The organism is Nonomuraea angiospora (assembly GCF_014873145.1).
GTDB classification, from domain to species: domain Bacteria; phylum Actinomycetota; class Actinomycetes; order Streptosporangiales; family Streptosporangiaceae; genus Nonomuraea; species Nonomuraea angiospora.
This window is the reverse complement of the sequence record NZ_JADBEK010000001.1, coordinates 8234741-8259817: the sequence shown is the minus strand read 5'-3', so window position 1 is coordinate 8259817 and position 25077 is coordinate 8234741. Positions and strand designations below refer to the sequence as shown.

Here is a 25077-nt window from a genome sequence, read left to right as displayed (position 1 = left end):
GACCAGCTTCAGGCCGGACCAGCGGACCGGCCAGGACCTAGCGGACCGGCCAGGACCGCAGCTGGCGCAGCAGGAAGCCCCGGATCAGCTGTTTGGCCGCGTCGACGATCTCCGGCGAGCCCTTGGGATCGCGGCGGAAGGCCAGCTTGAGCACGGCGTCGCCCGCCTCGACCGCCACCAGCACGGCCAGGTCGAGCTCCGGGCTGTCGGCCAGCCCGAACTCCTTGAGCAGCAACCCCCGCAACCGACCCGCGATCACGGTGTTGTTGTCGGAGTCGGAGTCGAGCAGGTTGAGGTCGACGGCGTCGCCGAAGTGGAGGCTCTTGAAGCCGGGGACCGTCCTGTGCATGTCGACGTACTCGTCGATGATCGCGTCGATGGCCTCCCACCAGCCGCGATATTCCTCCGTCAGGAACCTGCGATCGACCCTGCGCACGAACTCCTCGACGTTGCGCCGGGTGAGCTCCTGCGTGACGGCCCGCTTGTCGGGGAAGAACTGGTAGATCGACCCGATCGCGACCCCTGCCCGCTCGGCGATGCGAGTGGTGGACAGGGCCTCGTATCCGGTCTCGTCGAGTAGCTCGGCGCACGCGTCGAGCATCCGCTCCACGCGGCGTGCGCTGCGGCGCTGAGCCGGCTGGCGCCTGAGTGCTCTGGACTGGGCACAATCATCATCGAGTTGCGGCGAGGACACGCAATCATCTTCTCCCGGATGGGCGATCGTTACCTGCCAATTCCTGGATTTCTTATGGTTCCGCTCCAACGTGCGAGCGCGCGCATCGTTCCAGGCGAAATCCTGGAAAGGGCATACCCGATTTTCCCCTCCAGGTTGACCGGCACGACGGCCTGATTCCGATGCACGGCCCGCAGAATGTGGGCGGCCACCCGCTCGGCGGGATAACCGCGCCGCGCCAGGCCCCGTACGGCCTCCTCGCGCAGGTCAGCGCCCACGTACGTGGCGTTGCGCGCGATCGGCGTCGAGACGAACCCCGGGCAGACGGCGCTCACCCCGATCCCATGCCCGGCCAGCTCGGCCCTGAGGCAGTCGCTGAGCATCTTCACGGCCGCCTTGGAGGCCGAGTACGCGGGCAGCAGCCGGGACGGCGCGAACGCGGCCAGAGAGGCGACGTTGACGATGTGTCCGCCTTCGCCGCGTTCGACCATGGCGGCGCAGAAGAGCCGGCATCCGTGGATGACGCCCCACAGATTGACGTCGATGGTCCTGCGCCAGTCGTCCACCGTATGATCAAGAAAAGACCCAGCGATGACGATCCCGGCATTGTTCACCACAATGTCCGGCACTCCATATTGAGCGATGATATTTCGCGAGAAATCTTCCATTTGGTCGATATTCGATACATCGACCTGCGCGGCGTGCCCCGTACCCCCGAGGTCCTTGGCAATGGCGTCGGCGGCCCGCCCCGCGGCGTCGGCGTCGATGTCCGCGCACACCACCTCGGCGCCATGGGCCGCGAACGCCCGCGCCGTCGCCAGCCCGATCCCGGACCCCGCCCCGGTGACCACCACCAACTGCCCCTCGAAGGCCCGCCGCTCCCATCGCACGGCCGGGGCAGCGGACGTGGCGGAGACAGCGGACCCGGCGGCGGACTCGGGTGCGGCGGGGGCGTTGGAGGCGGCGGACGCAGCGGAAGCGGCGGCGGGCGCGTTGGAGGCGGCGAAGGTCGCTGAGGTGGTGGGCGCGGCGGGGGCGGGCTCGGCGGACTGGGCGAACTCGGCTATCAGGCGGGCCACCACCTCGGGACGGCTCCGGTGCGCCCAGTGCCCGGCCGCCACCTTGCGGTGCCGGAGCCTGGGCACCCACTGCCCGATCGACGCCAGCAGCGCCGGGGTCACGAAGGCGTCCCGCGTGGCCTCGATGATCTGCACAGGCACGTCGCCGACGCCCGGATCGCCGTCCGTGCCCATGTTCCGCCGGTACATCCAGAGCCCGTTGCGCCCGTCCCTGGCCAGCGTCGGCGCCGGATGCCCGGGCCGGGGCGAGATGCCCTCGCGCCGCAGCGTACGGGAGATGACCCCCGGCATGACCGAGCCCCACGCCAGCTCCGGCACCACCGGAACCTGAAATGCCCCGATATACCAGGACTTGATGCGCTGCACCGCGACGTCCCGCCGCCGCCCGTGCCGCAGGAAATGAGCGGTCTGCCGCAGCCCCGGCCCGCCCAGGCTCGTGAAGGACGCGATCCGTTCCCGGAGCCCGGCCCGCCCGAGAGCCTCCCAGCCCTGGAGCGACCCCCAGTCGTGCCCCACGAGATGCACCCGAGAAGCACCCTGGGCGTCGATCACCGCGCCGAGGTCGGCGACCAGGTGGTCGAAGCCGTAGTCGCGGCGGTCGCGCGGCGCCGTGGACTCCCCCGCCCCGCGCACGTCGTACCGGACGACGTGGTAGCGGTCGCGCAGGAGCGTGGCCACCTCGTTCCAGACGCGGTGCGTGTCGGGGTAGCCGTGGAGGAGCAGCACTGTCGGGTTCGCCGGGTCGCCTTCCTCGAAGACCGCCAGGCGCACGTCACCGGACTCGACCCATCGCATCGCGACCTCCTATTGGACGGATCGTCAAATAGCTTAGATCCCTCAGGGGCGTGCGGCCAGCCCGGCGCAGGAGCGCAGCGCCTTCCAGTCCGCGACCGCCTGGGTCCGCGCGGGCCCCGTCATGGGGACGGGCACACCCCCTTGGATGGTGGCCGGGGTCCAGCTGTCCTTGAGCACCTTCCGTCCGTTGATGGTCAGCGTCAGGACGCCGGTCCGGCCCGTGGTGCCGGGGGTGGAGTTGTAGAAGACGAAGTTGCCCATGCCGTAGTTGACGTACGCGTTGTCCAGGTACCCGGATCCGAGCAGGATGTGCGCGTGCCCGCCGACCACCACATCGGCGCCCGCCTTGACCAGTTTGGGGGCCAGCGAGAGCTGCGCCGGGTTCGGGCACTTCTGCATCTCGGTACCCCAGTGCAGGTGGACGATCACGGTGTCGGAGTTCTTCCGCGCCTGCCGCACGGCCCGCAGCAGGCTGGCCTCGTCCTTGGCCGAGGCCAGTCCGCCCTGGTCGGCGGTGGCCGTCCACGACTGGATGAACTCCGCGTCCAGCACCTGCGTGGCCCCGATGATGGCCACGCGGTTGCCGTTCACGGTCCTGCGGAACGGCTTGTACGCCTGCGCCGCGTCCTTCCCGATCCCCACCACGGGGAACTTGCTGCTCCTGATCGCCTCCAGCGTGTCCGTCAGCCCGGTCTCCATGTAGTCCATGCCGTGGTTGTTGGCCATGGAGACGACGTCGACCCCGGCGGCCTTCAACGCGGTGAAGGCGGTCGGCGGCGCCCGGAAGGTGAACTGCTTCCCCGGCGCGGGCGTCCCGCCGGTGGTGATCGCCGTCTCCAGGTTCACCATGGATAAGTCGGACTTGCGCAGCACGCTCGCGATCGGCCCGAGCGCCGTGCGCGGGCTGGCCAGCCGTCCCCGCAGCATCCCCTCGAAGTGCACGTCCCCACCGAAAGAGATCGTGAACGGCTGCCGCTTCGGCTTGGGCTTGGCCGTCGGCGACTCGGCCACCTGCTGCTCCGCCGGCTTGCTCTGCGGCACTTTCTCGGGGGCCGATGAGCAGGCCACCAAGGACGCGGCGACAGCGAACAACGGGAGGGCACGGGGGAGTCTCATCTGCCGCCACTTCCGCTCGAATCCGGTCTTTTAGGGATTGAGCATGCCATGTAGGGCGGATTACCGCGCAGGCTCCCCCTTCTCCAGCAACGTGCGCATCGCCTCCCGGGTCGCGTCGTCCATCGGCGTGTACACGACCAACCGGATCTCGGCCACGGCCGTGAGGCTGGTCGTGCTGAAGCGCAGCTCCCCCAGCTCCACGTGCTTGAACCGCTTCACCCTCGGCCCCGGCTCCGCCACGTCCTGCCTGGCCCACAACCGCGCGAACTCGGCGCTCTCCGAGCTGAGCCGGCGTACGAAGTCCTGCCAGCACGGGTCGTCCACGTGGCGGCTGTAGGCGCCTCTGAACACCGCCACGGCCCGCGCGAGCTCCTGGTCGCGGTTGAGCAGCAGGGTCGTGGCGGTGGGGGTGAGGCAGGTGTGCCAGAGCGAGTTCCGCTCGCCCTCCGGCGCGCTGACCATCTCGGGGAACAGGGCGGCGTAGGCGGCGTTCCAGGCCAGGGCGTCGCACCGGCTGTTGGTCACGACGGCGGGCATGTCGCCGAGCCGGTCGAGGATCTGCCGCATCTCGGGCGTCACCTGGCCGGAGTCGGTGTCGGCCGGGGTCTGCGCCTGCCCCGCCAGCCGGTAGAGGTGCTGGCGCTCGGCGGCGTCGAGCCTGAGCGTACGGGCGATCGCGTCCAGCACCTGGGTGCTGGCGTTGATCGGGCGGCCCTGCTCCAGCCACGTGTACCAGGTCACGCCGACGCCCGCGAGCTGGGCGACCTCCTCGCGCCGCAGGCCGGGCGTCCGCCTGCGCGGTCCCGGCGCGAGGTCGACCATCTCGGGGGTGATCCGCTCGCGACGCGTACGCAGGAACGCCGACAGGTCGGCGCGCTTTGCCTCTGCCACACTCATATCTCCACCATGGGGACGGCTTAGCCAGTTACCACCAATACCAGTATAAGTGGGCTCTCGTTACTGGTACTGGATCCCCGGCAGACTGCTAGACATGACGCAAACTGCCGCTATTTCCCCCTCTGTGGACACCAAACCACAGGAAGGGACCCGGGCCAGCGGCCTGCTCCTTGCGATCATCCTCGTGGGGCAGTTCCTGGCCATCCTGAACGTCAACATCGTCAACGTGGCCACCCCGACCATCGAGTCCGACCTGCACTCCTCAGGCGCCGGGCTGCAGATGATCGTCGCCGGATACACCATTGTCTATGCCGTCCTGTTGATCACCGGAGCCAGGGTCGGCGACCTGTTCGGCTACCGCAACGCGTTCTTGGGCGGGCTGGCGCTGTTCACGGTGACCACGCTCGGCGCGGGCCTGGCGCCCTCGACGGGCTGGCTGGTGGCCGCCCGCCTGCTGCAGGGCGCCGGGGCGGCGATGATGATGCCGCAGGTCCTGACGTTGATCCAGCGCAACTACCACGGCGCGGCCCGAGGCCGGGCGATGGGTCTGTGGTCGCTGGTGATCAGCGGTGGCATCGTGATCGGCCAGGCTTTCGGCGGGATCCTGCTGGGCCTCGGCGCGGGCTGGCGCGTGGTGTTCCTGGTGCTGGTGCCGATCGGCGCGCTGCTGCTGGCGGCCGGGATGAAGGTGCTGCCCGCCGACCAGGGCGGAGGCCGGACGGGCCTCGACCCGTGGGGCCTGGTGTCCCTGTCCGCGGCCGTGCTCCTGCTCGTCGTGCCGCTGGTCCTGGGCCGCGAGCTCGGCTGGCCGGCGTGGGGCTGGATCTCGATGGCGCTGAGCGTGGTGACGTTCTTCGCGTTCGTCCGCATCGAGCGCTGGGTGACGGCCCGCGGCGGGCGTCCCCTGGTGGACGCGCGGGTGCTGCGCGCGCCCGGCATGCGGCCGGGGCTGGCGATCCTGCTGTTCGGCCCGGCGACCTGGGGCGCGTTCCTGTTCACCTCGGCCCTGCACCTGCAGGGTGAGCTGCACCTGACGCCGCTGGCCTCCGGCATGATGCTGGTGCCGTGCGCGCTGGCCTTCGGCCTCGTCGGGCTCCTCTGGCCGCGCCTGCCGCTCCGCCTGCAGCGCCCGCTGGTGCCCTTCGGCTACGTGGTGGCCGCGCCCGCCTACCTCGGACTGGGCCTCGCCGCCGGCGGCGGCCTCCCGTACGCGGTCATGAGCGCCCTCGTCGGCGCCGGGCTCGGCGTGCAGGTCGCGGTGACGAACATGGCGACCGAGCAGGTCGACGACGCCTACGCGGCGGACGCGAGCGGCGCGCTGCTCACCGTGATGCAGCTCGGCCAGGTGATCGGCGTCTCCACGGTCGGAACGCTGTTCATCACGCTGAGCCAGGGCCACGGCACGGTGTCCGCCTCGCTGGTCTCCTCCATCGCCATGGCGGGCCTCGCCGTGGTCGCGGGGCTGAGCTCGCTCTTCCTCGTACGACGCCGCGTGCCGGCCCGCGCCTGAGTGCTTCCGGCGGCCCGCGTCCTTCTGGGACGCGGGCCGTTCGCGTGTCACCGTAGGCGCATGGCCCCCCGTGACCAACAGCGCACGTCACGCTTCCTGGCGTTACTGCTGATCCTGATCGCGCTGGCCTGCGCCGCCGCGACGCTGCTCTCGCCTCTTCTGCTGGACCTCCTCGTGCCCGCGGGCTCGCGATGGCAGCAATTGAGTGACATCGGCCAGACATACGGGGCGGCGTCCGCGGTGCTCTCCGCCTTCGCGCTCGTGGCCATCGGCCTGTCTCTTTTTCTGCAGGCCAGAGAAATGCGATTTTCCCGCCAGGACGCGGAACGTTCCCATCATTTCCAGCTCATGCAGCTGCTGATAGAGAATCCTGCGCTGAGCCGCGGGCTCGGCATCCCCCGAACCGGGCTCGATCCTCAGGTGCACGTCTATCTCAATTTGTTGCTGTCCTACTGGGAGATGCTTTTCATCACGGGCGAGATGCCGGAGTCCGTCCTGGTGCAATACGCGCGCGCGGAATTCTTCGGCACGCAGGCCGGGAAGAATTTCTGGGAGGGCACCCGCGAGCACCGGCGCCTGGTGGCGAAAAGCCGGCAGGCCGAGCGATTCGTCTCGATAATCGACCTCGCGTGGCAGCAGAGCGGCTCAGCGGAGACGCCGGTGCGAGGCTCCTCACCCCGCCCGATCGCGGTGGGCGCAGCCGCCGCGGTGGCGGTCGTCGGGGCGGGGATCGCCTGGCTCATCTTGGGGAGAAAGAGGCGCGACACCGGTTGATCAACATGGCGGGGAGTGTGCCATGATGTGCGGGTCTTCCGTGCTCGATCCTGCAGGGAGAGCTGGAAAGTCTCCGGAGGTCGCGCCTCCACTCGAACGGCCCTGAGTGTTGCTGCTACCAACCCGCAGGGCCGTTCGTCATGCGCCGGCCGCCAAGGCGGTCAGGTCGAACTCGCCCTCGCGGACGCCGGCCGTGAAGGCGGCCCACTCGGCCGGAGTGAAGACCAGGACGGGCCCGTCCTGCTCCTTGCTGTCCCTCAGCGCGACGTTGCCGTCGGCCAAGGGGGCAACCTCAACGCACGTCGCCGCACCGTTGCAGAAGGTGCTCTTCCGCCAGGCTGCCGTCGTAGTGTGGATGTACATTTTCTCCCCAAATGCGCAAAAGGGGCCCCATTGCCCCCTTTGGAGTTTCATCGTCAACGTCGCCAAAGCATAGCTTTACGTTGTATAAGGACTCGTGATTCGTCCTCATCCAAGGCTTCCGACCGGATGTGGTCGAAGGCCGTCTCGTATCCAGCTACTCGTTCGAGGTCTTCGACGAAGTGAGCAGTATACAGCTGTTCCAGGTATACAACATCATCAAATGCGGAAAACTTCAGATGGATAAACGCACCGGTGTTAACCGGATGAAGCGAGTCCATGGTGAGGACTTGGACACTGACGTGCGGCAGAAGTGAGACCTCCAGAAGATGCTCCATCTGCTCACGCATCACCGCCGGCTCACCGAACTTCCGCGTAAGCGCCGACTCGTCGAGCACCACATTGAGAATGCACGCGTCGGCCCTGTGAAGCACACGTTGCTGTCTGTCCAGCCGGGCCTCGACCCGGCTCCTGACACCGCTGTGCGTGATGCGCGCGATGCCGCGAGTCGCCAGGATCACTTCTCTGGCGTAGTCCTCGGTCTGCAGCAGGCCGGGCACGACCTGGGGTTCCCAGTTGCGCTGGTGCGTGGCCTCTGCCTCCAGCCCGAGGAATCTTGTGTACTCCTCAGGCAGGGCGTCTTCGTAATCTTCCCACCACCCGCGCTGCTCCGCGTCCCGCAACAGGCCGAAGAGCTCGTCAAGTTTCGGCCCATCGAGATGGTAGAGCCCCGCCATGGCCTTGATGTCGTCGGCGCTCGGCATGGTCTTGGCCGCCTCGATGCGGCTGACCTTGCTGGCGGACCAGCCGAGCTCCTTGGCCGCTCTGGCACCGGTGAGCGATCGTCGCTCCCGGAGAAGGCGCAGCTCCTGGCCCAGCCGGAGCCTGCGTACTGTCGGACTGCCCTGCTGCGATGGCACCGTCCACTCTCCTTGTCGGGAATGAAGGTGTAGCGGGAAGGGGGCGTTTGGGCCCGGCTTTCTGGGGCCGTTCGCGCTCAATCTTACACTGCAAGTTGCACGCGGCCTGTCGCACAGCCTTGCCAGAAGGCTTTCACGGGGAGAGCCTAGGGGCAAGACAAACTCCACGTAGGGGTGGGATGCGGGCGGAACTTCTCCTGCCAGGGGGTCGGCACGACAGTTCCGGTGCAAGTTGCACAGCAATCGTGAAGAAAATTAAATCTTCCCTTGCTGAATGCCTTGCAGCATCGAGGACCTCGGGGGACGATCGGTTACAGGAGGGTTCTCGAGTGTGAGGAGGCCGGACATGACGACACGGCCGTACGCACTGAACCTTCCGCCCTCGATCGCGCGGCCCCGCCCGGGTCGCCTCTCCGGCAACGTCGCCGCCCCGGATACGAAACTCCGCCCCAGGGAGGCCACTTGCCGGAAGGACTTCGGAATCGCCTGAAGAACTCAGCGAGAGTCCGCTCATTCGAGCCTGGAAAAAACCGGGCCGCGGCTGACCACCAGCGCGCCGCATTCGGGCTGCCACCCTGCGGCGAGACCGGTCATCAGCCGTCGGTCCGGCGAAGAAGCCACCTCTGAAAATGCCGCGAAAGGGGTCTTCTCATGTACTCACAAGGTACCAAGGGACTCGCCCGAATCAAGTGCCGGATCCGAGAGCTTATGGCTTGGGCCGATCGCGAGATCTGCATGGAGCCCGACGAGTTCGCCCACCACGTCGGATGGACCGTGAGCAGGACCGGGTTCGGCTCGCGTCGCTACCGCGACCCACGCTTCGACCAGCTCAGCGTGCCACACCGCGTGACCGAGGAGGTGTCCTGACGTGCCGAGGAACCCGCGCAACCAGATCTACCCCGCCAACGAGGACCTTCCCGGCGCCGGGCGCGGCGGGCCGCTGGTCAGGCTGTGGCGGATCCGTACCGAGCTGATGCTGCTCGCCGCGCTGGCGCTGCTCACGCTCACCCTGCTGGAGGCCACCCAGGAGGGCCGGTGGTGGCCGTTCGTCCTGCTGACGAGCGCCGTCTCGGTGCCGGCCGCCACCAGAAGCGGGCGCAACTGGGTGAGCGCGCACTTCTGGTGCGTGGTCTCCAGGCACCGCCTGCACCGGGTCTGCCTGGAGACCACGATGCACACCAGGGCCGGGCGGATCCCGCTGGTGCTCTGGATCACGCCGACCACCACGGGCGAGAAGGCCCTGATCATGACCAGGGCCGGCATCTCGGCCGAGGAGTTCGAGGCGTACAGCGAGGAGATCGCGGCCGCCTGCTGGGCCAGGAGCGCGAACGTCTACCGGCACCGGCGCCGGGCGCAGTTCGTGATCGTGGAGATCGTCAGGCGCGACGAGGTCCCGGGGGCGACCTCTCCCGGACTCGACCGGCTGTACGGCAGACGGGCCTGGATCTCGCTGAGACCCGACCTCGAGGAGCCGCCTGATCTGCGCGCACCGGTCGCGCTGGCGAAGGCGGGCTGAGGACCTGGGGGAATCCGGGACATTTCCCCGGGTGGGAAGCCCCGGAGACCGCGGGGGCTCCGGGGCTTCCCCATGCGCGCGGTACGGGCCAAGATGAGTTCAGCTGGCGAACTCAGGAGTCGTGATGACGTCGACCGTCCACCGGACCTGTCCCCTCTGCGAGGCCGTCTGCGGCCTGACGCTCACCCTCGACGAGGGCGGGCACGTGACCAGCGTCCGCGGTGACAAGGACGATCCGTTCAGCAAGGGGTTCATCTGCCCGAAGGGGGCCAGCCTCGGCCGGCTCGACGAGGACCCCGACCGGCTGCGCAAGCCGCTGATCAGGGAGGGCGACCTGTGGCGCGAGGTCGGCTGGGAGGAGGCGTTCGCCGCCGTCAAGGAGGGCCTCGACCGGGTCGCCGACCGCCGGTCCGCCGCGATCTACCTCGGCAACCCGAACGCCCACAGCATGGCGGGCGCCCTGTACGGCGCGCCCCTGATCAAGGCGCTCGGCACCCGCAACGTCTACTCCGCCAGCACCGCCGACCAGATGCCCAAGCACGTCGCGAGCGGGCTCATGTTCGGGCACCCGCTGGCCATCCCGGTCCCCGACCTGGACAGGACCGACTACCTGCTGATGCTCGGGGCCAACCCGCTGGAGTCCAACGGCTCGCTCTGCACGGCGCCGGACTTCCCCGGGCGGCTGAAGGCCCTGCGCGGCCGCGGCGGCCGGCTCGTCGTGGTCGACCCGCGGCGTACGCGCACCGCCGCGCTGGCCGACGAGCACGTCTTCGTCCGCCCGGGGACGGACGCCTACTTGCTGTTCGGGATCGTCCACACGTTGTTCGCCGAGGACCTCGTGACACTGTCGCACCAGGTCAACGGGGTCGCCGAGGTGCGCGAGGCGGCCAAGCACTTCCCGCCGGAGGCGGTCTCCGGGCGCACCGGCGTGCCCGCCGAGGTGATCGTGCGGCTGGCCAGGGAGCTGGCGGGAGCCCGTACGGCCGCCGTCTACGCCAGGATCGGCACCTGCACGGCCGAGTTCGGCACGCTGGCGCAGTGGCTCGTGGACGTCCTCAACGTGCTCACCGGCAACCTCGACCGGCCGGGCGGCGCCATGTTCCCCAAGCCCGCGACCGAGTTCGGCGCGCGGCGAGGGAGTGCCGCCGCCTGGAGGAGCGGCGGGAGCGAAGCGACCAGAGCGGGGGAAGGCGGCGGCATCCGGGCGACCGAGCCCGCCTCACGAAGTGAGGCCATGAACACGCGGCCGTACCAGGTGGGCAGGTGGAGGAGCCGCGTCAGAGGGTTGCCGGAGAGCAACGGCGAGCTGCCGGTGGCCACGCTCGCCGACGAGATCGAGACGCCCGGCGAGGGGCAGGTCACGTTCCTGATCACGGTGGCGGGCAACCCCGTGCTGTCGGCGCCCCACGGGGCCAGGCTCGACGCGGCCTTCGGGCGGCTCGACTTCATGGTGAGCGTGGACCCGTACCTCAACGAGACCACCAGGCACGCGAACGTCATCCTCCCGCCGCCGCGGATGCTGCAGTCGGGCCACTACGACTTCGCGCTGCTCGGGTTCGCGGTCCGCAACTACGCCCGCTACTCGCCGCCGCTGCTGCCGCTGGACGGGCGGCCCTCCGAGGCCCAGATCCTGGCCAGGCTGGCCATGATCGCCTCGGGCCTGGAGGGGGACCTGGACGAGTTCGTGATCGGCGAGATGCTGCGCAAGGCCACCGAGACGCCCGGCTCCGGGGTCGAGGGGCGGGACGTGGCCGGGCTGCGCGCCGAGCTGGAGGGCGAGACGGGCGGCGAGCGCCGGCTGGACCTCATGCTCAAGCTCGGCCCCTACGGCGAGTGGGCCGGCAAGGGCGACCTGTCGCTGCGCAAGCTGCTCGACCACCCGCACGGCCTGGACCTCGGCCCGCTGGAGCCCCGGCTCGGCGAGGTGCTGAAGACGGCCTCGGGCCTGATCGAGCTGGCGCCGCCGCAGATCATCGAGGACGTGGAACGGCTGCGCGGCAGGCTGGAGGAGGACCCGCCGGAGATCGTCCTGATCGGGCGGCGCCACCTGCGCTCCAACAACAGCTGGCTGCACAACGTGGGCCCGCTGGTCGGCGGCAGCAACACCTGCACCCTGCAGATCAACCCGGCCGACGTGACCAGGCTCGGGCTCGACGGCGAGGCGGTGGTCCGCTCCGCGAAGGGGCAGCTCACGGTGCCGCTCGAACCCACCGACACGATCATGCCGGGCGTGGTCAGCCTGCCGCACGGCTGGGGCCACGCGGGCAGCTCACAGAGCGTGGCGGCCGAGCACGCGGGGGTCAGCGTCAACACGCTCACGGACGAATCCACCATCGACGTACTGAGTGGTAACGCAGTGTTCAACGGAGTTCCGGTCACGATTTCACCAACCGGGGTGATCACCGCACAATAGGGTGTCGCGCGTGACTATCGCGCCAGAAGAGGACCGCCTGAACGCCCAGATCGCCTTCGCCATCGAGATCGACAAGTTGAAGCGGATCATCCGCCGCAACCATTTGATGGACGGCTCGCGGCGGGAGAACACCGCCGAGCACTCCTGGTACGTGGGCACGTTGGCGATGATCCTCGGCGAGCATGCCCCACCTGGAACGGACCTCCAACGGGTGGTGGCCATGTTGCTCGTGCACGACCTGGTCGAGATCGACGCCGGCGACACGTTCATCTATGACCCCGTGGAGGTGGCCGCGCAGGCCGGCGCCGAGCGCGCCGCCGCCGACCGCATCTTCGGCCTGCTGCCCGCCGACCAGGGGCAGTGGCTGCGGGAGCTGTGGGACGAGTTCGAGGCCAGGAAGACGCCGGAGGCCAGGTTCGCCAAGGCGCTCGACCGTTTCTCCCCGATCCTCGCCAACCACCTCACCGAAGGTGGCACGTGGCCGCTGTTCAAGGTCAAGGCCGCGCAGGTCAGGGAGAAAGTGCGGATCATCGAGGAGGGTTCGCCGTCCCTCGGCGCGTACGCGCTGGAGCTGGTCGAACTCTCGGTGGCCAGGGGACACCTGTCCGAGTGATCCCCACATGGGCGGGGTAGGGGACTTGTCGTGAAAGAGGAAGTGCGAGCGAAACGTCGGCCGTTGCGGGGTTTGGCCGGGCCGGTTGCTCTCGCCGACCGGCTGGAGAAGTCCAAGGCCCTGGACACGCCGATCAGAGTGCTGGCCAAGACCGTACGCCAGCGCATCCGCCCCGGCCGGCTGCGTGACCTGCTGCACGGCGTGCCCACGGGCAAGCCGCTGCACCCGCCGCTGGCCACGGTCAGCCTGGGCTGCTGGCTGTCGGCGGCGGTGCTGGACCTGACCGACGGCGACCCGCGGGCCTCGCGCGTGCTGCTGGCCACGGGCATCGCCAACGCGCTGCCCACGGCGGCGGCCGGGCTGACCGACTGGTCCTCTCTCCACCGCGAGCAGCAGCGCGTGGGCTTCGTCCACATGGTGTCGAACGTGGCCGCGCTGGGCCTGTTCTCCGGCTCCTTGCTGGCCCGGGTACGCGGGCGCGAGCAGCTGGGCCGCACCCTGACCCTGGCCGGGCTCGGCCTGGCCGGGCTCGGCGGCTATCTCGGCGGCCACATGGCCTACCGGCAGGCGGCCGGGGCCAACCACGCCCCGCAGATCGCCCACCTGGTGCCGCTGGGCTGGCACGACCTGTGCCTGCTCAGGGACCTGCCGGAGGGCCGGCCCGTCGCGCGGCGGCTCGGCTACATCCAGCTCTTCGTGCTGCGCCAGGGCGAGGCCGTCACCGTGCTCGCCGACCGCTGCCCGCACCTGGCCGGCCCGCTGCACCAGGGCAGGCTGGTCATGGAGAACGGCGAGGCGTGCGTGGTCTGCCCGTGGCACGGCAGCACGTTCAGGCTGGCCGACGGCTCGGTGCGGCACGGTCCGGCGACCGCCCCCGCGCCCATGTTCGAGACGCGGATCCGTCGTGACGGCACGCTCCAGGTGCGGCCGGGGTTGACCTGAAGTTCGCTTGAGGTTCTACCGTCGGCCCCATGAGCACGATTCTGGTGACCGGCGCGACCGGCAATGTTGGCAGGCATGTGGTGTCCCAGCTCGCGGGAGCGGGGCTGGAGGTGCGGGCCCTCGTCAGGGACCCGGGGCGGGCGAGGCTGCCCGAGCGCGTGGAGGTGGTGCGCGGCGACCTGTCCGCGCCCAGGACGCTGGAGCCCGCGCTGAAAGGCGTGGAGAGCGTGTTCCTGCTGTGGCCGCGTTTCACCGCGGACGGCGCCGCGGAGGTGGTCACGGCCGTCGCGGAGCACGCGCGGCGGGTGGTCTACCTGTCGGCCAACGTGGCGGACGAGCCGGTGACGCACTACCACGAGGTCGAGCGGCTGATCCGGAACTCGGGGCTGGGGTGGACGTTCCTGCGGCCCGGCGGCTTCGCGACGAACACGCTGGGCTGGGCCGGGCAGATCAGGCAGGGCGTGGTGCGCTGGCCGTACGGGCAGGCTTCGAGGTCCCTGATCCACGAGCGGGACATCGCGGCCGTGGCCACGCACGTGCTCACCTCGGCGGGCCACAACGGCGCCACGTACGTGCTGACCGGCCCCGAGCTGCTCACCCAGGCGGAGCAGGTGCGCGTGATCGGCGCGGCGACCGGGCGCGAGGTGCGCTGGGAGGAGCAGCCGCCGGAGGAGGCCCGCGAGCAGCTCATGGCCGCCTGGGGGGACGCGGCCTTCGTCGAGAGCGCGCTGAAGGCGTGGGCGAGCTTCGTGACGGCTCCCGAGCAGCCCACCGACACCGTGGAGCGGCTGCTCGGCAGGCCCGCGCTGACATTCGGCCAGTGGGCGGAGGATCACGTGGCCGACTTCAGCTGACCTCGTCCGCGGGGTGCTCCACGAGGGCCAGGATGCGGCTGGACATGAACCTGGCCGTCCGCACCGGCGTGCCGCTGCGGGTGACCTCGCTCACCTCGACGAGCCCCCGCCTCGTGGTCACGTCGACCCGCCGCCCGGCGCGAGTGGCCCTGATCTCGTACGTACGCGGGGTGCCTCCGGCATCGATGACGATCTCTACCCAGTCGCCCTTCATGTACTAATTCATACCCGCGAACGCGAGACCCTATCCGTACACCAGTACGAAAATCGCCGCAATACCGACGCAGACGATGATTCCCCGGAGCACGGGCACCGGGATGCGCCGCCCCACCCTGGCGCCCAGGAAGCCGCCCGCCACCGCGCCCAGGGCCACCCCCGCCACGGCGAGCCAGTTCACGTCCGCGACCACGATGAACAGCGCGGCGGCCACCGCGTTGACGATCAGCGCGAGGACGTTCTTGGCCGCGTTCACCCGCTGGAGGTGGTCGTCGAGGAAGCTGCCGAGCAGCCCGATCAGCAGCACGCCCTGGGCGGCGCCGAAGTACCCGCCGTAGATCCCGGCGGCCAGCACGCCGAACCACAGCTCCAGCCCACCGTGCGGGTGCGCGTGCTCGCGCCGCTCGGCCAGCCACCGGTTGAGCCTGGGCTGCACCAGGACCAGCACGCAGGCCAGCGCGATCAGCGCGATGACGACGACCTGGAACACCGACGGGTCCAGGAACAGCAGCAGGATCCCGCCGGCCAGCGCGCCCAGGGCCGAGGCCAGGCCCAGGCGCAGGAGGCGTTCGCGCTGGCCCCGGAGCTCGGGGCGGTAGCCGTACGCGGCGGTGAACGAGCCCGGCACGAGCCCGATGGTGTTGGAGACGTTGGCGGTGACGGGATCGATGCCGATCGCCAGCAGCGTGGGGAACGTGATCAGGGACCCGGACCCGACGACCGCGTTGATCGCGCCGGCCACCAGCCCGGCCACGCAGACCGCGGCCAGTTCCCACCCCGTCACGAGCCCTCCTTACGTATCCGGGCTCTTAGGGGGTGTGAAGAGGCCGCCCAGATTCTCCAGAACTTTGCCCATTTCTGATGGGACGATCCAGATTTTATTGGCGTCGCCCTTGGCGATCTCCGGCAGGGTCTGCAGGTACTGGTAGGCGAGCAGGTGCTGGTCGGGCCGTCCCTCGTGGATGGCCCTGAACACCATGCCGATCGCGTCCGCCTGGCCCTTGGCCCGCATGGCCTGGGCCTCGGCCTCCGCCTGCGCGCGCAGCACGGCCGCCTCCGCCTCGCCGCGAGCCCGCAGCACGGCCGCCTGCTTCTCGCCCTCCGCCTGCAGGATCGCCGCCTGGCGCTGGCCCTCGGCGGTCAGCACGGCGGCGCGCTTGTCGCGGTCGGCGCGCATCTGCTTCTCCATCGAGTCCTGGATGGAGGAGGGCGGGTCGATGGCCTTGAGCTCGACCCTGTTGACCCGGATGCCCCACTTGCCCGTCGCCTCGTCGAGCACGCCGCGCAGCGCGGTGTTGATGTCCTCGCGCGAGGTCAGCGTGCGCTCCAGGTCCATGCCGCCGACCACGTTGCGCAGCGTCGTGACCGTGAGCTGCTCGACGCCGGTCAGGAAGTTCGCGATCTCGTACGTGGCCGCCTTCGGATTGGTGACCTGGAAATAGATGACGGTGTCGATGGACACGACCAGGTTGTCGGAGGTGATCACCGGCTGCGGAGGGAAGGAGACCACCTGCTCCCGCAGGTCGATCAGGTCCTTGATGCGGTCGATGAACGGCACCACGAGGTTGAGGCCCGGGGTCAGCGTCCGGTGGTAGCGCCCCAGGCGTTCGATGATGGCGGCCGTGGCCTGGGGGATGATGCGGACCGTGCGGGCCACTCCGAAGCCCACGGCCGCGACCACGACAAGGGCGACGATGAGCTGCTCGACGGACATGGCGACGCTCCGGAGTCGAGGGGACCGACTCCGTAGATCCTATTTCCTTTCCGCTTTCGGCGGCTTTTATGTGGATAAATAGGGGGATTAGTAGGCGCGCGCGTACCAGCGTCCCTCGGCGCTGCGCTCCAGCGAGAGCGGCACCCCGAACGTCTGCGACAGGTTGTCGGGCGTCATCACGTGCTCCAGCGGCCCCTGGGCCACCACCGAGCCGTGCCTCAGCAGCAGCCCGTGCGTGAACCCGCTCGGCACCTCTTCCACGTGGTGCGTCACCAGCATGAGCGTCGGCGAGCGGAAGTCGCCCGCGAGCACCGAGAGCCGGCGCACCAGGTCTTCGCGCCCGCCCAGGTCGAGCCCGGCGGCGGGCTCGTCGAGCAGCAGCATCTCGGGGTCGGGCATGAGGGCGCGGGCGATCTGCACCCGCTTGCGCTCCCCCTCCGACAGCGTGCCGAACCGCCGCCTGATCAGATGGGCCGCGCCCATCATGTCGATCAGCTCGACCGCCCTGGTCACGTCGTTGGAGTCGTACTCCTCCGTCCAGCGGCCCATGATCCCGTACGAGGCGGTCAGCACGAGGTCGATGACCTTCTCCTCCGGCGGGATGCGCTCGGCCAGCGCGGAGCTCGCCAGCCCGATCCGCGGGCGCAGATCGAAGACGTCCGCCTGTCCCAGCCGCTCCCCGAGCACCTCGACCACGCCCTCGCTCGGGTAGAGCAACGTGGCCGCGACCTGCAGCAACGTGGTCTTGCCCGCGCCGTTGGGGCCGACGACGACCCAACGCTCATCGGCGTTGACCGTCCAGTCGATGCCGCGCAGCAGGGCCGCTCCGTCCCGCCTGACGGCGACGTCCTGGAGCCGCAGCACCTGACCACCCATCCCCGATACCTCCTTAGGAGTCACGCTCGGGACAAACCTATTGCAGGGCGAGCGCTTATCGTGGATCGGTGCGCCCTGAATCGCCTGTCTGTCCCTCCCTGGTCGCCTGGGGCAACGCGTGGCTCGCCGGTCACGTCGGTCTCGACGAGGCGGCTGACCACGTGGAAGCCGCCGGCGGTCCCACCGTCGCCGGCGACGTCCCGTTGCGTAAATACCTCGCAAACCTGCGCTCCGACGGCCTGCGCGAGTTCCGGCTCGCGCTGCCCGCGCCCGGCGATCCGCTGGGGCTGTCGGGGCCCGCCGCGTTCAACTCGGCCGCGGTGGACGCCGGCCAGGCCGCCATCGCGGTGCTCGACGGCCGCAACCTCGGTCTGGTGCCGGCGCCCGACCTGCGCGGGTCGTCCTATGTCGGGGTACGCCTGGAGATCCACGACTCCGGGCCCGTACGCCATGATCTGCCGTCGCTGTCGGAGGCCGAACGCGAGCTGTCGGAGGCCATGCGCTTGGCCACCGACGCCCTGTCCGGCGTCGAAGGCCCCGCGCAGTCCCGCCCCTCGGCCGTCGGGCACCGGGGCGGCGAGCTGGCGCCCGGCTACCCCGGGCGGGCGCACCGCGTCTCCACTCTCGCCACGCGGCTGGCCACCGTGGTGCGGCTGGCCGACGAGCGCGGGCTCACGTCGGGGCAGATCGCCGCCCGCGCCACGGCCCTGCGCGACCTGGACCGGGCGGTACGCCGCGCGCTCGTGGCCGCCCATCATGCGATTTTCGAACCGCTCAGGAGCACGTAGCCGGCCCGCTAAGAGCTGCTCGCGATCTTCCACAGCCTGACCACCTTGTCCTTGCCCGCGGACACGATGGCCGCGTTCCCGTCGAGTGGGACGATGCCCACGGCGTACACGCCCTTCTTGTGTGCCTTGACCGGTTTGCCGAGCGTCTTGCGGGTCTCGGGGTCCCAGAGCCTGATCGTGCCGTCGGTGCTGCCGGACAGCAGCACCGTGCGGCCGTCGAGGGTGCCGAAGGAGAGCGAGTAAACGATCTTCTTGTGGCCGGAGAGGGTGGCGACGGTCTTGCGGCTCTTCGCATCCCAGATCCTGATTTTTCCGTCTTTACCGCCAGATGCCACGACCGTCTTCCCGCCCACCTTGCCGACCGCGACCGAGTACACGCCCCTGGAATGCCCCTTGTACGCCTTCCCGTACGCCTTGCGCCGGGCCATGTCCCACATGCGCACCGTCTCGTCCTCGCTGGCCGAGACGGCCACGGCCCGGTCGCCTAGGTGGGTGGCGCTGAGCCAGTTGACCGGCTTGCGGTGGGCCCTGATGATCTTGCCGGTGGACTTGCGCTTCTTCAGGTCCCAGAACCTCAGATAGCCGTCGGCGTCGCCGGTCACCGCGACGTACTTGCCCTTCACCTTGGTGACGGCGACCGCGTAGACGGCGTCGCCGTGCCAGCCGAGCACCTTGCCCTTGTGGGTCTTGAGGTTCCACAGGCGTACGCTGCCGTCGTACCCGCCGGAGACGGCCATGGGGGTCTTGCCGACCATCACGCAGGCGACGGCGTACACCTCCTCGCTGTGGCCCTTCATCGTGGCCAGCGACTTGTGCCTGGCCAGGTCCCACAGCCGCACCCGGCCGTCCTGCCCGCCGGTGACCAGCCACGTCTTGCCGCCCGCGGAGATCGCGGAGATCGTCTGGACGCCCTTGGTGTGCCCCTTGAACGACTTCCCGTCCTGCTTGCCGAGGACGGGGACGACCTTCCGCGTGGGGGTCGGGGTGGGCGTGATCTGGCTGGGCGTCGGCGTCGGGATCGGGGTCTCGGCCTGCGTCAGTGCCTGTGTCTGGGCCGGGGCCGCGCTCGCGGAGGTGGTCGTCTGGGCCGCTTTCCCGCCGGTCGGCTCGCCGGCGCCGAACATCTTCGGCCCGAAGTACAGCACGCTCCCGGCCAGGGCGAGCGCCACGACCAGCGTGCCGGAGACCATGGCGGCCCGCCTGCGCCTGGCGTTGACCTCGTCGGGCCGCTCCTCGATGGGCGCATGCTTGAAGAACGCGTCGTTGTCCCCCCGCCCACCGGCCTCCCCCACCGCCGGAGGCTTCTGGGACGGGGACTGCCGGGACGGGGCCTGCTGAGACGTGGGCGCCTGTTCCTGCCCTCGCCCCTGGCGCCCTTGCCCTTGCCCCTGGCCTTGGCCCGGCACCGACGGCGCCCGCCCGGGCGGTCCCTCACCGCCCGCAACCCCCTCCGGCCCCGGCTCCACCGGGCCGGGTATCGATGGACGGGGCGTGGCGTTCATCGGATAGGGCGGCGGCACCTGCGACGGACCCGACGGAGGCTGCTGCCGAGGCACATAAGGCACACCCCGCGCCGCACCCCCGTGCTGCGGCCCGCCACCCTGCCCGGACACGCCACCGTGCCCAGGGGCACCGCCCCACCTCGGCCCGCCACCCTGTTGCGGCGGCACGTAGGGCGTCGCAGGGCCCTGGGGCGGCGCGTACGCCTCCCCCGACGGGTTCGCCCACCCGTACCCGCCGGGAGGGGCGGACGCCGCCGGCCCGCTGGGGTTCGCCCAGCCGGCGGCGGGCGCGGGCGGGTCCGGCGGGGTCTGCTCGGCCGCGAGTTGCGAGCCCGTGTTGAGCGCGTCCTCGGGCCGCGGCGGCTCTCCCTCGTTCGCCAGCAGCGCGAACAGCACGTCGGCCGCCGCCGGCCGCTCATCGGCCCGCTTGCGCAGGCACGAGCGCACGATCGGCCGCAGGGTCTCGGGCAGCGCCGAGAGGTCGGGCTCCTCGTGCATCACCCGGTAGACGACCGCGGGCAGGCTGTCCTGGCCGAACGCGGGCCGCCCCGTGGCCGCGAACACCATGGTCAGGCCCCAGCTGAACATGTCGCTGGCCGGCCCCACCCGCTCGGCCGAGATCTGCTCGGGCGACATGTACGCGGGCGTCCCCACGACCCCGCTGCTGATCGTCATGGCCGAGTCCAGCGCCCGCGCGATGCCGAAGTCGATCACCCGCGGCCCGTCCGGGCCGAGCAGCACGTTGCTGGGCTTGAAGTCGCGGTGCACGATCCCGGCGCGGTGGATGGCGGCCAGCGCGGTGACCGTTCCGACGGCCAGGCGGTAGAGCGCGCCGCCCGTACGAGGCCCGTCCCGCTGCACCACCGCCTGCAGGGAGATCCCGTCCACCAGCTCGCTGACGATGTACGGATGCTCGCCGTCCATGTGAGCCCCCAGCACCTGCGCGGTGCAGAACTGGGCCACCCGCCGCGCGGCCGCCACCTCGCGCAGGAAGCGTTCGGAGTCCAGCCCGGGCTTGTCCAGCCGGGTGTTCAGCAGCTTGATCGCCACGCGCCGCCCGTCGGGCGACTCGCCCTCGAAAACGATCCCCTGCGCCCCCTTGCCCAAGCGGCCGAGCAGCCGGTATTCGCCCAGTGTTCGCGGATCGGTCGGCTGTAAGGGGTGCGTTTCCGGCACCTGGCCCTCCCCGTTGTGCTAGACCCCCGTTCACAAGTGGGATAAGCGCGGGCAAACACCCACAAAACACCCCAAGTTACGAAAGATCATCGCTCTTTGCGAAAAATTTGCCCTACGCAATAATCGTGGAGATGATCGGGGATTTCCAGCACCGTACGGGGAGCCGTCATATGCGCAGAAGCTTCAGCCTGTTCTTAGCCGGCGGTCTGGCCGCCGCGCCGCTGGCCGTACCCGCCCCGGCGAGTGCCACCCCCGCCGCCGCCCCCACCACGGCGGCGGTCGCCCAGCTGAAGCCGTACTCCAGCTTCAAGATCTCCGTCAAGCACAGCGGCCGCACCAAGCGCGGCGGCAAGATCACATACTACGTCCGCGCGAAGAACCTGGGCCCCTACTACGCCGACTACTACTGGATGGGCGGCGAGGTGCCCAAGGGCGTCGTGCCCACGCTGCGCTGGGGCGCCGCGAAGGGCACCAAGTGCACCTGGGAGGGCCGCTGGTTCTGGTGCTGGGGCCCGCTGCGGCTGGAGAAGGGCAAGACCGACTGGCTCAACTTCCAGGTGACGCTGAAGAAGGGCACCAAGGGCACGGCCACGGCCCGGGTCGGCGTGATGTCGTTCGACGTCGACCAGGGCATGGAGAACATCGACGAGGAAGAACTCAAGCGCCTCGGCATCAAGGGCTACTACTGGCTCAAGAAGGTCAACACCAGGATCGTCTCCCCGCCGCGCCGGCCGGGCCGGAGCTGGACGCCGCCTCCGCCGGTCAAGACGTACAACCCGCCCGCCAGCCACGAGGAGAGCAACAAGAAGAAGGACACCTGACCGCTCCCTCGGACGAGGTCGTGAGCACTACCCCAGGCCGTGCCGTACGGCGTACAGCGCGGCCTGGGTGCGGTCCTGGACGCCCAGCTTCATCAGCACGTTGGAGACGTGGGTCTTGACCGTCTTCTCCGCGACGGCCAGGCTCCTCGCGATCTCCCGGTTGGACCGGCCGGCCGCGATGAGCGCGAGCACCTCGCGCTCGCGGTCGGTCAGCGGCGCCGGTGGCGGCCCGTCCGGCGCCGACAGCATCGCCTCGGCGGCCTCGGGCGCCAGTAACACCTGACCTCCGTGCACGGTCCGCACGGCCTGCACCAGCGCGGTCGGATCGACGTCCTTGTAGAGGAACCCCGACGCCCCCGCCCGCATGGCCGGGCCGACGTCGGACCGGTCGCTCACCGAGGTCAGCACGACCACCCTGGTCGCCGACCCGGCCAGCCGTTCGAGCGTGCCGAGCCCGTCGAGCACCGGCATCTTCAGGTCCAGCAGCAGCACGTCGGGCGACAGCTCCCCGACCAGCTCGACGGCCTGCGCCCCGTCACCCGCCTCGCCGACGACCGTGATGTCGTCCTGCAGGTCGAGGAACGTACGCAGCCCCTGCCGCACCACCGGATGATCGTCGGCGATCAGCACCCGGATCAAACGCCCACCTCCACACATACCGTGGTCCCCCGGCCGTGGGCCGAGTCGACGGTCATGACCCCGCCCACGGACTCCGCCCTGTCGCGCATCGACACCAGGCCCAGGCCGCGCGACTCGGCCTGCTCGAAGCCGTTGCCGTCGTCGCGCACGATCAACACCAGCTTGCCGTCCGCGAACGCCAGGCGCACGGAGACGCTCGTGGCCTCCGCGTGCCTGAGCGCGTTGTGCAGCGCCTCCTGGGCCACTCTGAGCACCGCCACCTCGACCGCCGGGTCGACCGGCGGCAGCTCGACGCACTCGAACGTGACCAGTGACGGGTGGAGCCGGTCCAGTAGCCGCACGTGCTTGCGCAGCGTCTCGGCCAGGCCGTGCCGGTCGAGCTCGGCCGGCCGCAGCTCGACGATCACCGCCCGCAGCTCGGACAGGGCCTCCCCGGCCAGGCGCTGGACGCGTTCGAGCTCGGCGGCGGCCTTCTCGGGCGCCCGGTCGAGCATGGCGGAGGCGGCCTGCGCGGTGAGCCTGAGCGAGAACAGCTTCTGCGTCACGGCGTCGTGCAGCTCGCGGGCCACCCGGTTGCGCTCCTCCAGCATGGCCAGCTCGCGCCCGCGCTCATAGAGCCTGGCGTTGGTCAGCGCGATGGCCGCGTGCGCGGCGAACAGCGTCAGCAGCTCCTGGTCGTCCTGCGTGAAGCCGCCCGGCGTGCGCTTGTTGGCCAGGAAGATGATGCCGAGCACCTGGTCGCCGTCGCGGATCGGGACGCCTAGGAAGTCCTTCATCACCGGGTGGGCCTTAGGCCACCACTCGAACCTCGGGTCCTTGCGCAGGTCGGGCAGCCTGACCGGGCTCCCCTCGCGGAGCATCGCGCCGAGCATGCCATGCTGCCGGGGCAGCGGCCCGATCGCGTCCCACTGCTTGTCGGTGATGCCCTCGGCGACGAACTCGCCGAACGACCCCTCGTCGTCGGGCACGCCGAGCGCGGCGTAGCGGGCGTCGAGCAGCCGTTGCGCCGAGCGTACGATGACCTGCAGCACCTCGCGGACCGACAGATGGCGGGTGACCGCGAGCACCGCGGAGCTCACCGCCTGCAGGATCTCGTCTCGGTCGGAGGTCACGGGACCCAGCTTATGGTCCTAGGACGATGTGCCCAGGCGGCGGCGGGACTTCGGCCCGATGTGCGCCGCCCGCGGCGTTCCTAACGTCGGCACCATGACGAACACCGCACTCATCACCGGCGCTTCCCGCGGTCTCGGACTCGCCCTGGCGAGGTCTCTGGCGGACGCCGGCTGGAACCTCGTGCTCACCGCCCGCGGCGCGGAGGACCTGGAGCGGGCCGCGGCCGAGCTGGGCGCCACCGCGATCCCCGGCGACGTGACGGAGCCCGCGCACGTCGAGCGGCTGGCCCGGGCGGCGCCCGAGCTGGACCTGCTGGTCAACAACGCCAGCGACCTCGGCGTGACGCCACTGCCGCCGCTGGCCGGCTACCCGCTGGAGGCGTTCAGGGTGCTGCTGGAGACCAACGTCACCGCCCCGCTCGCGCTGATCCAGGCCACGCTGCCCGCCCTGCGCGCGGCGGGCGGGGCCGTCGTGAACATCACCTCGGACGCCGCCACGGGCGCGTACGAGGGCTGGGGCGGCTACGGCGCCACCAAGGCGGCCTTGGAGCAGCTCTCCAACGTGTTGTCGGCCGAGGAGCCCGCGATCCGGGTCTGGTGGGCCGACCCCGGCGAGATGAACACCCGCATGCTCGCCGACGCCGTGGGCGCCGACGAGGCCGCGGGCGCCACCGACCCCGCCAAGGTGGCCGCCGCGCTGCACGACCTGGTGCGGTCCCGTCCGGCCAGCGGCAAAGTGAGCCTGCAATGACCGTCGCGCTCGACTTCGCGCTGCCGCCGGGCCTGTCGGCGAGCGAGCCGCCCGAGGCGCGGGGGATGTCCAGGGACGCGGTACGCCTGATGGTCTCGCGCGGCGACCTCGCCCCCTCGCACCACCACTTCGCCGACCTGCCGGGGCTGCTCGACCCCGGTGACCTGATCGTCGTGAACAACTCGGCGACCCTGCCCGCGGCCGTCCGGCTCGACCGGCTGGCCGTGCACTTCTCCACCGCGAGGGAGGACGGCACCTGGCTCGTCGAGCTGCGCCGCCGTACCGCCACCGCCTCCGAGCCCTACGGCGGGGGCGAGCCCGGCGAGTGGCTGCCGCTGCCGGGGCGGGCCACGCTGCGGCTGATCGAACGGGAGACGCCGCGCCTGTGGCGGGCGTCGCTGGATCGGGAGGTGGAGCCGTACCTGCGGGCGCACGGGGCGCCGATCCGCTACTCGTACGTGAGCGCGGACTGGCCGATCGAGGCGTACCAGACCGTGTTCGCGACCGTGCCGGGGAGCGCGGAGATGCCGAGCGCGGCACGGCCGTTCACCGCGGAGCTGGTGACGGCGCTCGTGGCGCGCGGGATCGGGATCGCGCCGATCACCCTGCACACGGGGGTGGCCTCGCCGGAGAAGGACGAGCCGCCCTACGCCGAGCGGTACGAGGTGCCGGCGGCCACGGCGCGGCTGGTCAACCTGGCGCTCGAGAGCGGCAACCGGGTGGTGGCGGCGGGCACGACCGTCGTACGGGCCCTGGAGACGGCCGTGGGGACGGACGGGCTGGTCGGCGGGGCCACCGGGTGGACCAGGCACATCGTCACGCCCCGGAGCGGCGTACGGGCCGTCACGGGACTGATCACCGGGCTGCACGAGCCGCGCTCCAGCCACCTGCTCATGCTGAGCGCGATCGCGGGCGAGAGGGCGCTCGCGCGGGCGTACGGGGAGGCGCTACAGAACGCATATCTATGGCACGAGTTCGGTGACACGCACTTGATTCTGAAGAAATAGTCTTTACATAGAT

25 protein-coding genes are annotated in these 25077 nt (G+C 70.4%); 12 read left to right on the top strand and 13 right to left on the bottom strand.

Annotated features, from left to right (window positions below; genetic code table 11):
- Positions 1–37: 37 nt before the first annotated feature.
- From H4W80_RS37820 to H4W80_RS37805, 4 genes are all read right to left on the bottom strand, one after another.
- Positions 38–601 carry a TetR/AcrR family transcriptional regulator gene (locus tag H4W80_RS37820; protein ID WP_192793982.1) on the bottom strand — a complete coding sequence of 188 codons (564 nt, stop codon included), beginning with the start codon at positions 599–601 and terminating at the stop codon, positions 38–40.
- Positions 602–723: 122 nt separating this feature from the next.
- Positions 724–2547 carry an SDR family oxidoreductase gene (locus tag H4W80_RS37815; protein ID WP_192789441.1) on the bottom strand — a complete coding sequence of 608 codons (1824 nt, stop codon included), beginning with the start codon at positions 2545–2547 and terminating at the stop codon, positions 724–726.
- 42 nt (positions 2548–2589) lie between these two features.
- Positions 2590–3663 carry a CapA family protein gene (locus tag H4W80_RS37810; protein ID WP_192789440.1) on the bottom strand — a complete coding sequence of 358 codons (1074 nt, stop codon included), beginning with the start codon at positions 3661–3663 and terminating at the stop codon, positions 2590–2592.
- Positions 3664–3723: 60 nt separating this feature from the next.
- Positions 3724–4554, bottom strand: coding sequence for a helix-turn-helix transcriptional regulator (locus H4W80_RS37805; protein ID WP_378526196.1), 831 nt, complete (start codon positions 4552–4554; stop codon positions 3724–3726).
- 130 nt (positions 4555–4684) lie between these two features.
- Between H4W80_RS37805 and H4W80_RS37800 the strand changes: the two genes are divergently transcribed.
- Both H4W80_RS37800 and H4W80_RS37795 read left to right on the top strand, forming a co-directional pair.
- A complete protein-coding gene (locus tag H4W80_RS37800) occupies positions 4685–6070 on the top strand; it encodes an MFS transporter (protein WP_318787248.1) in 1386 nt (461 codons plus the stop codon).
- Positions 6071–6130: 60 nt separating this feature from the next.
- Positions 6131–6844 (top strand): DUF6082 family protein, encoded by a 714-nt coding sequence (locus tag H4W80_RS37795; RefSeq protein ID WP_192789437.1) that lies wholly within the window; start codon positions 6131–6133, stop codon positions 6842–6844.
- Between the two features lie 138 nt (positions 6845–6982).
- Here the strand turns inward: H4W80_RS37795 and H4W80_RS37790 are convergent, their stop codons facing one another.
- Together H4W80_RS37790 and H4W80_RS37785 are read right to left on the bottom strand one after the other, a co-directional pair.
- Positions 6983–7207, bottom strand: a complete 225-nt coding sequence (locus H4W80_RS37790; RefSeq protein WP_192789436.1) for a DUF397 domain-containing protein — start codon at positions 7205–7207, stop codon at positions 6983–6985.
- A gap of 53 nt (positions 7208–7260) precedes the next feature.
- Positions 7261–8124 carry a helix-turn-helix domain-containing protein gene (locus tag H4W80_RS37785; protein WP_192789435.1) on the bottom strand — a complete coding sequence of 288 codons (864 nt, stop codon included), beginning with the start codon at positions 8122–8124 and terminating at the stop codon, positions 7261–7263.
- Positions 8125–8832: 708 nt separating this feature from the next.
- On the opposite strand from H4W80_RS37785, the gene H4W80_RS37780 reads away from it, so the two are divergent.
- From H4W80_RS37780 to H4W80_RS37755, 6 genes are all read left to right on the top strand, one after another.
- Positions 8833–8991: a hypothetical protein gene (locus H4W80_RS37780; protein WP_192789434.1), complete on the top strand. Its 159-nt coding sequence runs from the start codon at positions 8833–8835 to the stop codon at positions 8989–8991.
- 1 nt (position 8992) lies between these two features.
- On the top strand, positions 8993–9640 hold the full coding sequence (locus H4W80_RS37775) for a hypothetical protein (protein WP_192789433.1): 648 nt from the start codon (positions 8993–8995) through the stop codon (positions 9638–9640).
- A 124-nt stretch (positions 9641–9764) separates the two neighbouring features.
- Entirely contained in the window at positions 9765–12053 is a 2289-nt protein-coding gene (locus H4W80_RS37770) for a molybdopterin-dependent oxidoreductase (protein ID WP_192789432.1), read from the top strand.
- A gap of 1 nt (position 12054) precedes the next feature.
- Positions 12055–12666 carry an HD domain-containing protein gene (locus tag H4W80_RS37765; protein ID WP_192789431.1) on the top strand — a complete coding sequence of 204 codons (612 nt, stop codon included), beginning with the start codon at positions 12055–12057 and terminating at the stop codon, positions 12664–12666.
- 63 nt (positions 12667–12729) lie between these two features.
- Positions 12730–13608 carry a Rieske (2Fe-2S) protein gene (locus tag H4W80_RS37760; protein WP_192789430.1) on the top strand — a complete coding sequence of 293 codons (879 nt, stop codon included), beginning with the start codon at positions 12730–12732 and terminating at the stop codon, positions 13606–13608.
- Between the two features lie 29 nt (positions 13609–13637).
- Positions 13638–14462, top strand: a complete 825-nt coding sequence (locus H4W80_RS37755; protein WP_192789429.1) for an NAD(P)H-binding protein — start codon at positions 13638–13640, stop codon at positions 14460–14462.
- On the opposite strand, the gene H4W80_RS37750 is transcribed toward H4W80_RS37755, so the two are convergent.
- From H4W80_RS37750 to H4W80_RS37735, 4 genes are all read right to left on the bottom strand, one after another.
- Entirely contained in the window at positions 14455–14676 is a 222-nt protein-coding gene (locus tag H4W80_RS37750) for a hypothetical protein (protein WP_185069927.1), read from the bottom strand. The genes H4W80_RS37755 and H4W80_RS37750 overlap by 8 nt on opposite strands.
- A gap of 30 nt (positions 14677–14706) precedes the next feature.
- The gene (locus H4W80_RS37745; RefSeq protein ID WP_192789428.1) at positions 14707–15462 is read right to left on the bottom strand and encodes a sulfite exporter TauE/SafE family protein; all 756 of its coding nucleotides are present in this window, start codon (positions 15460–15462) and stop codon (positions 14707–14709) included.
- A gap of 9 nt (positions 15463–15471) precedes the next feature.
- On the bottom strand, positions 15472–16392 hold the full coding sequence (locus tag H4W80_RS37740; protein WP_192789427.1) for an SPFH domain-containing protein: 921 nt from the start codon (positions 16390–16392) through the stop codon (positions 15472–15474).
- An 87-nt stretch (positions 16393–16479) separates the two neighbouring features.
- On the bottom strand, positions 16480–17268 hold the full coding sequence (locus H4W80_RS37735) for an ABC transporter ATP-binding protein (RefSeq protein ID WP_192789426.1): 789 nt from the start codon (positions 17266–17268) through the stop codon (positions 16480–16482).
- A 68-nt stretch (positions 17269–17336) separates the two neighbouring features.
- On the opposite strand from H4W80_RS37735, the gene H4W80_RS37730 reads away from it, so the two are divergent.
- Positions 17337–18056: a hypothetical protein gene (locus tag H4W80_RS37730; RefSeq protein WP_318787247.1), complete on the top strand. Its 720-nt coding sequence runs from the start codon at positions 17337–17339 to the stop codon at positions 18054–18056.
- An 8-nt stretch (positions 18057–18064) separates the two neighbouring features.
- Here H4W80_RS37730 and H4W80_RS37725 read toward each other — a convergent pair whose 3' ends face one another.
- Positions 18065–20734 carry a protein kinase domain-containing protein gene (locus H4W80_RS37725; protein ID WP_192789425.1) on the bottom strand — a complete coding sequence of 890 codons (2670 nt, stop codon included), beginning with the start codon at positions 20732–20734 and terminating at the stop codon, positions 18065–18067.
- A 170-nt stretch (positions 20735–20904) separates the two neighbouring features.
- On the opposite strand from H4W80_RS37725, the gene H4W80_RS37720 reads away from it, so the two are divergent.
- Positions 20905–21555 (top strand): hypothetical protein, encoded by a 651-nt coding sequence (locus H4W80_RS37720; protein ID WP_192789424.1) that lies wholly within the window; start codon positions 20905–20907, stop codon positions 21553–21555.
- A gap of 27 nt (positions 21556–21582) precedes the next feature.
- Here H4W80_RS37720 and H4W80_RS37715 read toward each other — a convergent pair whose 3' ends face one another.
- Positions 21583–22194 (bottom strand): response regulator, encoded by a 612-nt coding sequence (locus H4W80_RS37715; RefSeq protein ID WP_225963875.1) that lies wholly within the window; start codon positions 22192–22194, stop codon positions 21583–21585.
- Positions 22191–23306, bottom strand: coding sequence for a GAF domain-containing sensor histidine kinase (locus H4W80_RS37710; RefSeq protein WP_318787246.1), 1116 nt, complete (start codon positions 23304–23306; stop codon positions 22191–22193). The genes H4W80_RS37715 and H4W80_RS37710 overlap by 4 nt, the downstream gene beginning before the upstream one ends.
- A gap of 94 nt (positions 23307–23400) precedes the next feature.
- Here H4W80_RS37710 and H4W80_RS37705 point away from each other — a divergent pair, with 94 nt between their 5' ends.
- A complete protein-coding gene (locus H4W80_RS37705) occupies positions 23401–24057 on the top strand; it encodes an SDR family oxidoreductase (protein WP_192789422.1) in 657 nt (218 codons plus the stop codon).
- Positions 24054–25064, top strand: a complete 1011-nt coding sequence (locus H4W80_RS37700; RefSeq protein WP_192789421.1) for an S-adenosylmethionine:tRNA ribosyltransferase-isomerase — start codon at positions 24054–24056, stop codon at positions 25062–25064. Before H4W80_RS37705 ends, H4W80_RS37700 begins: the two co-directional genes overlap by 4 nt.
- Positions 25065–25077 lie beyond the last annotated feature (13 nt).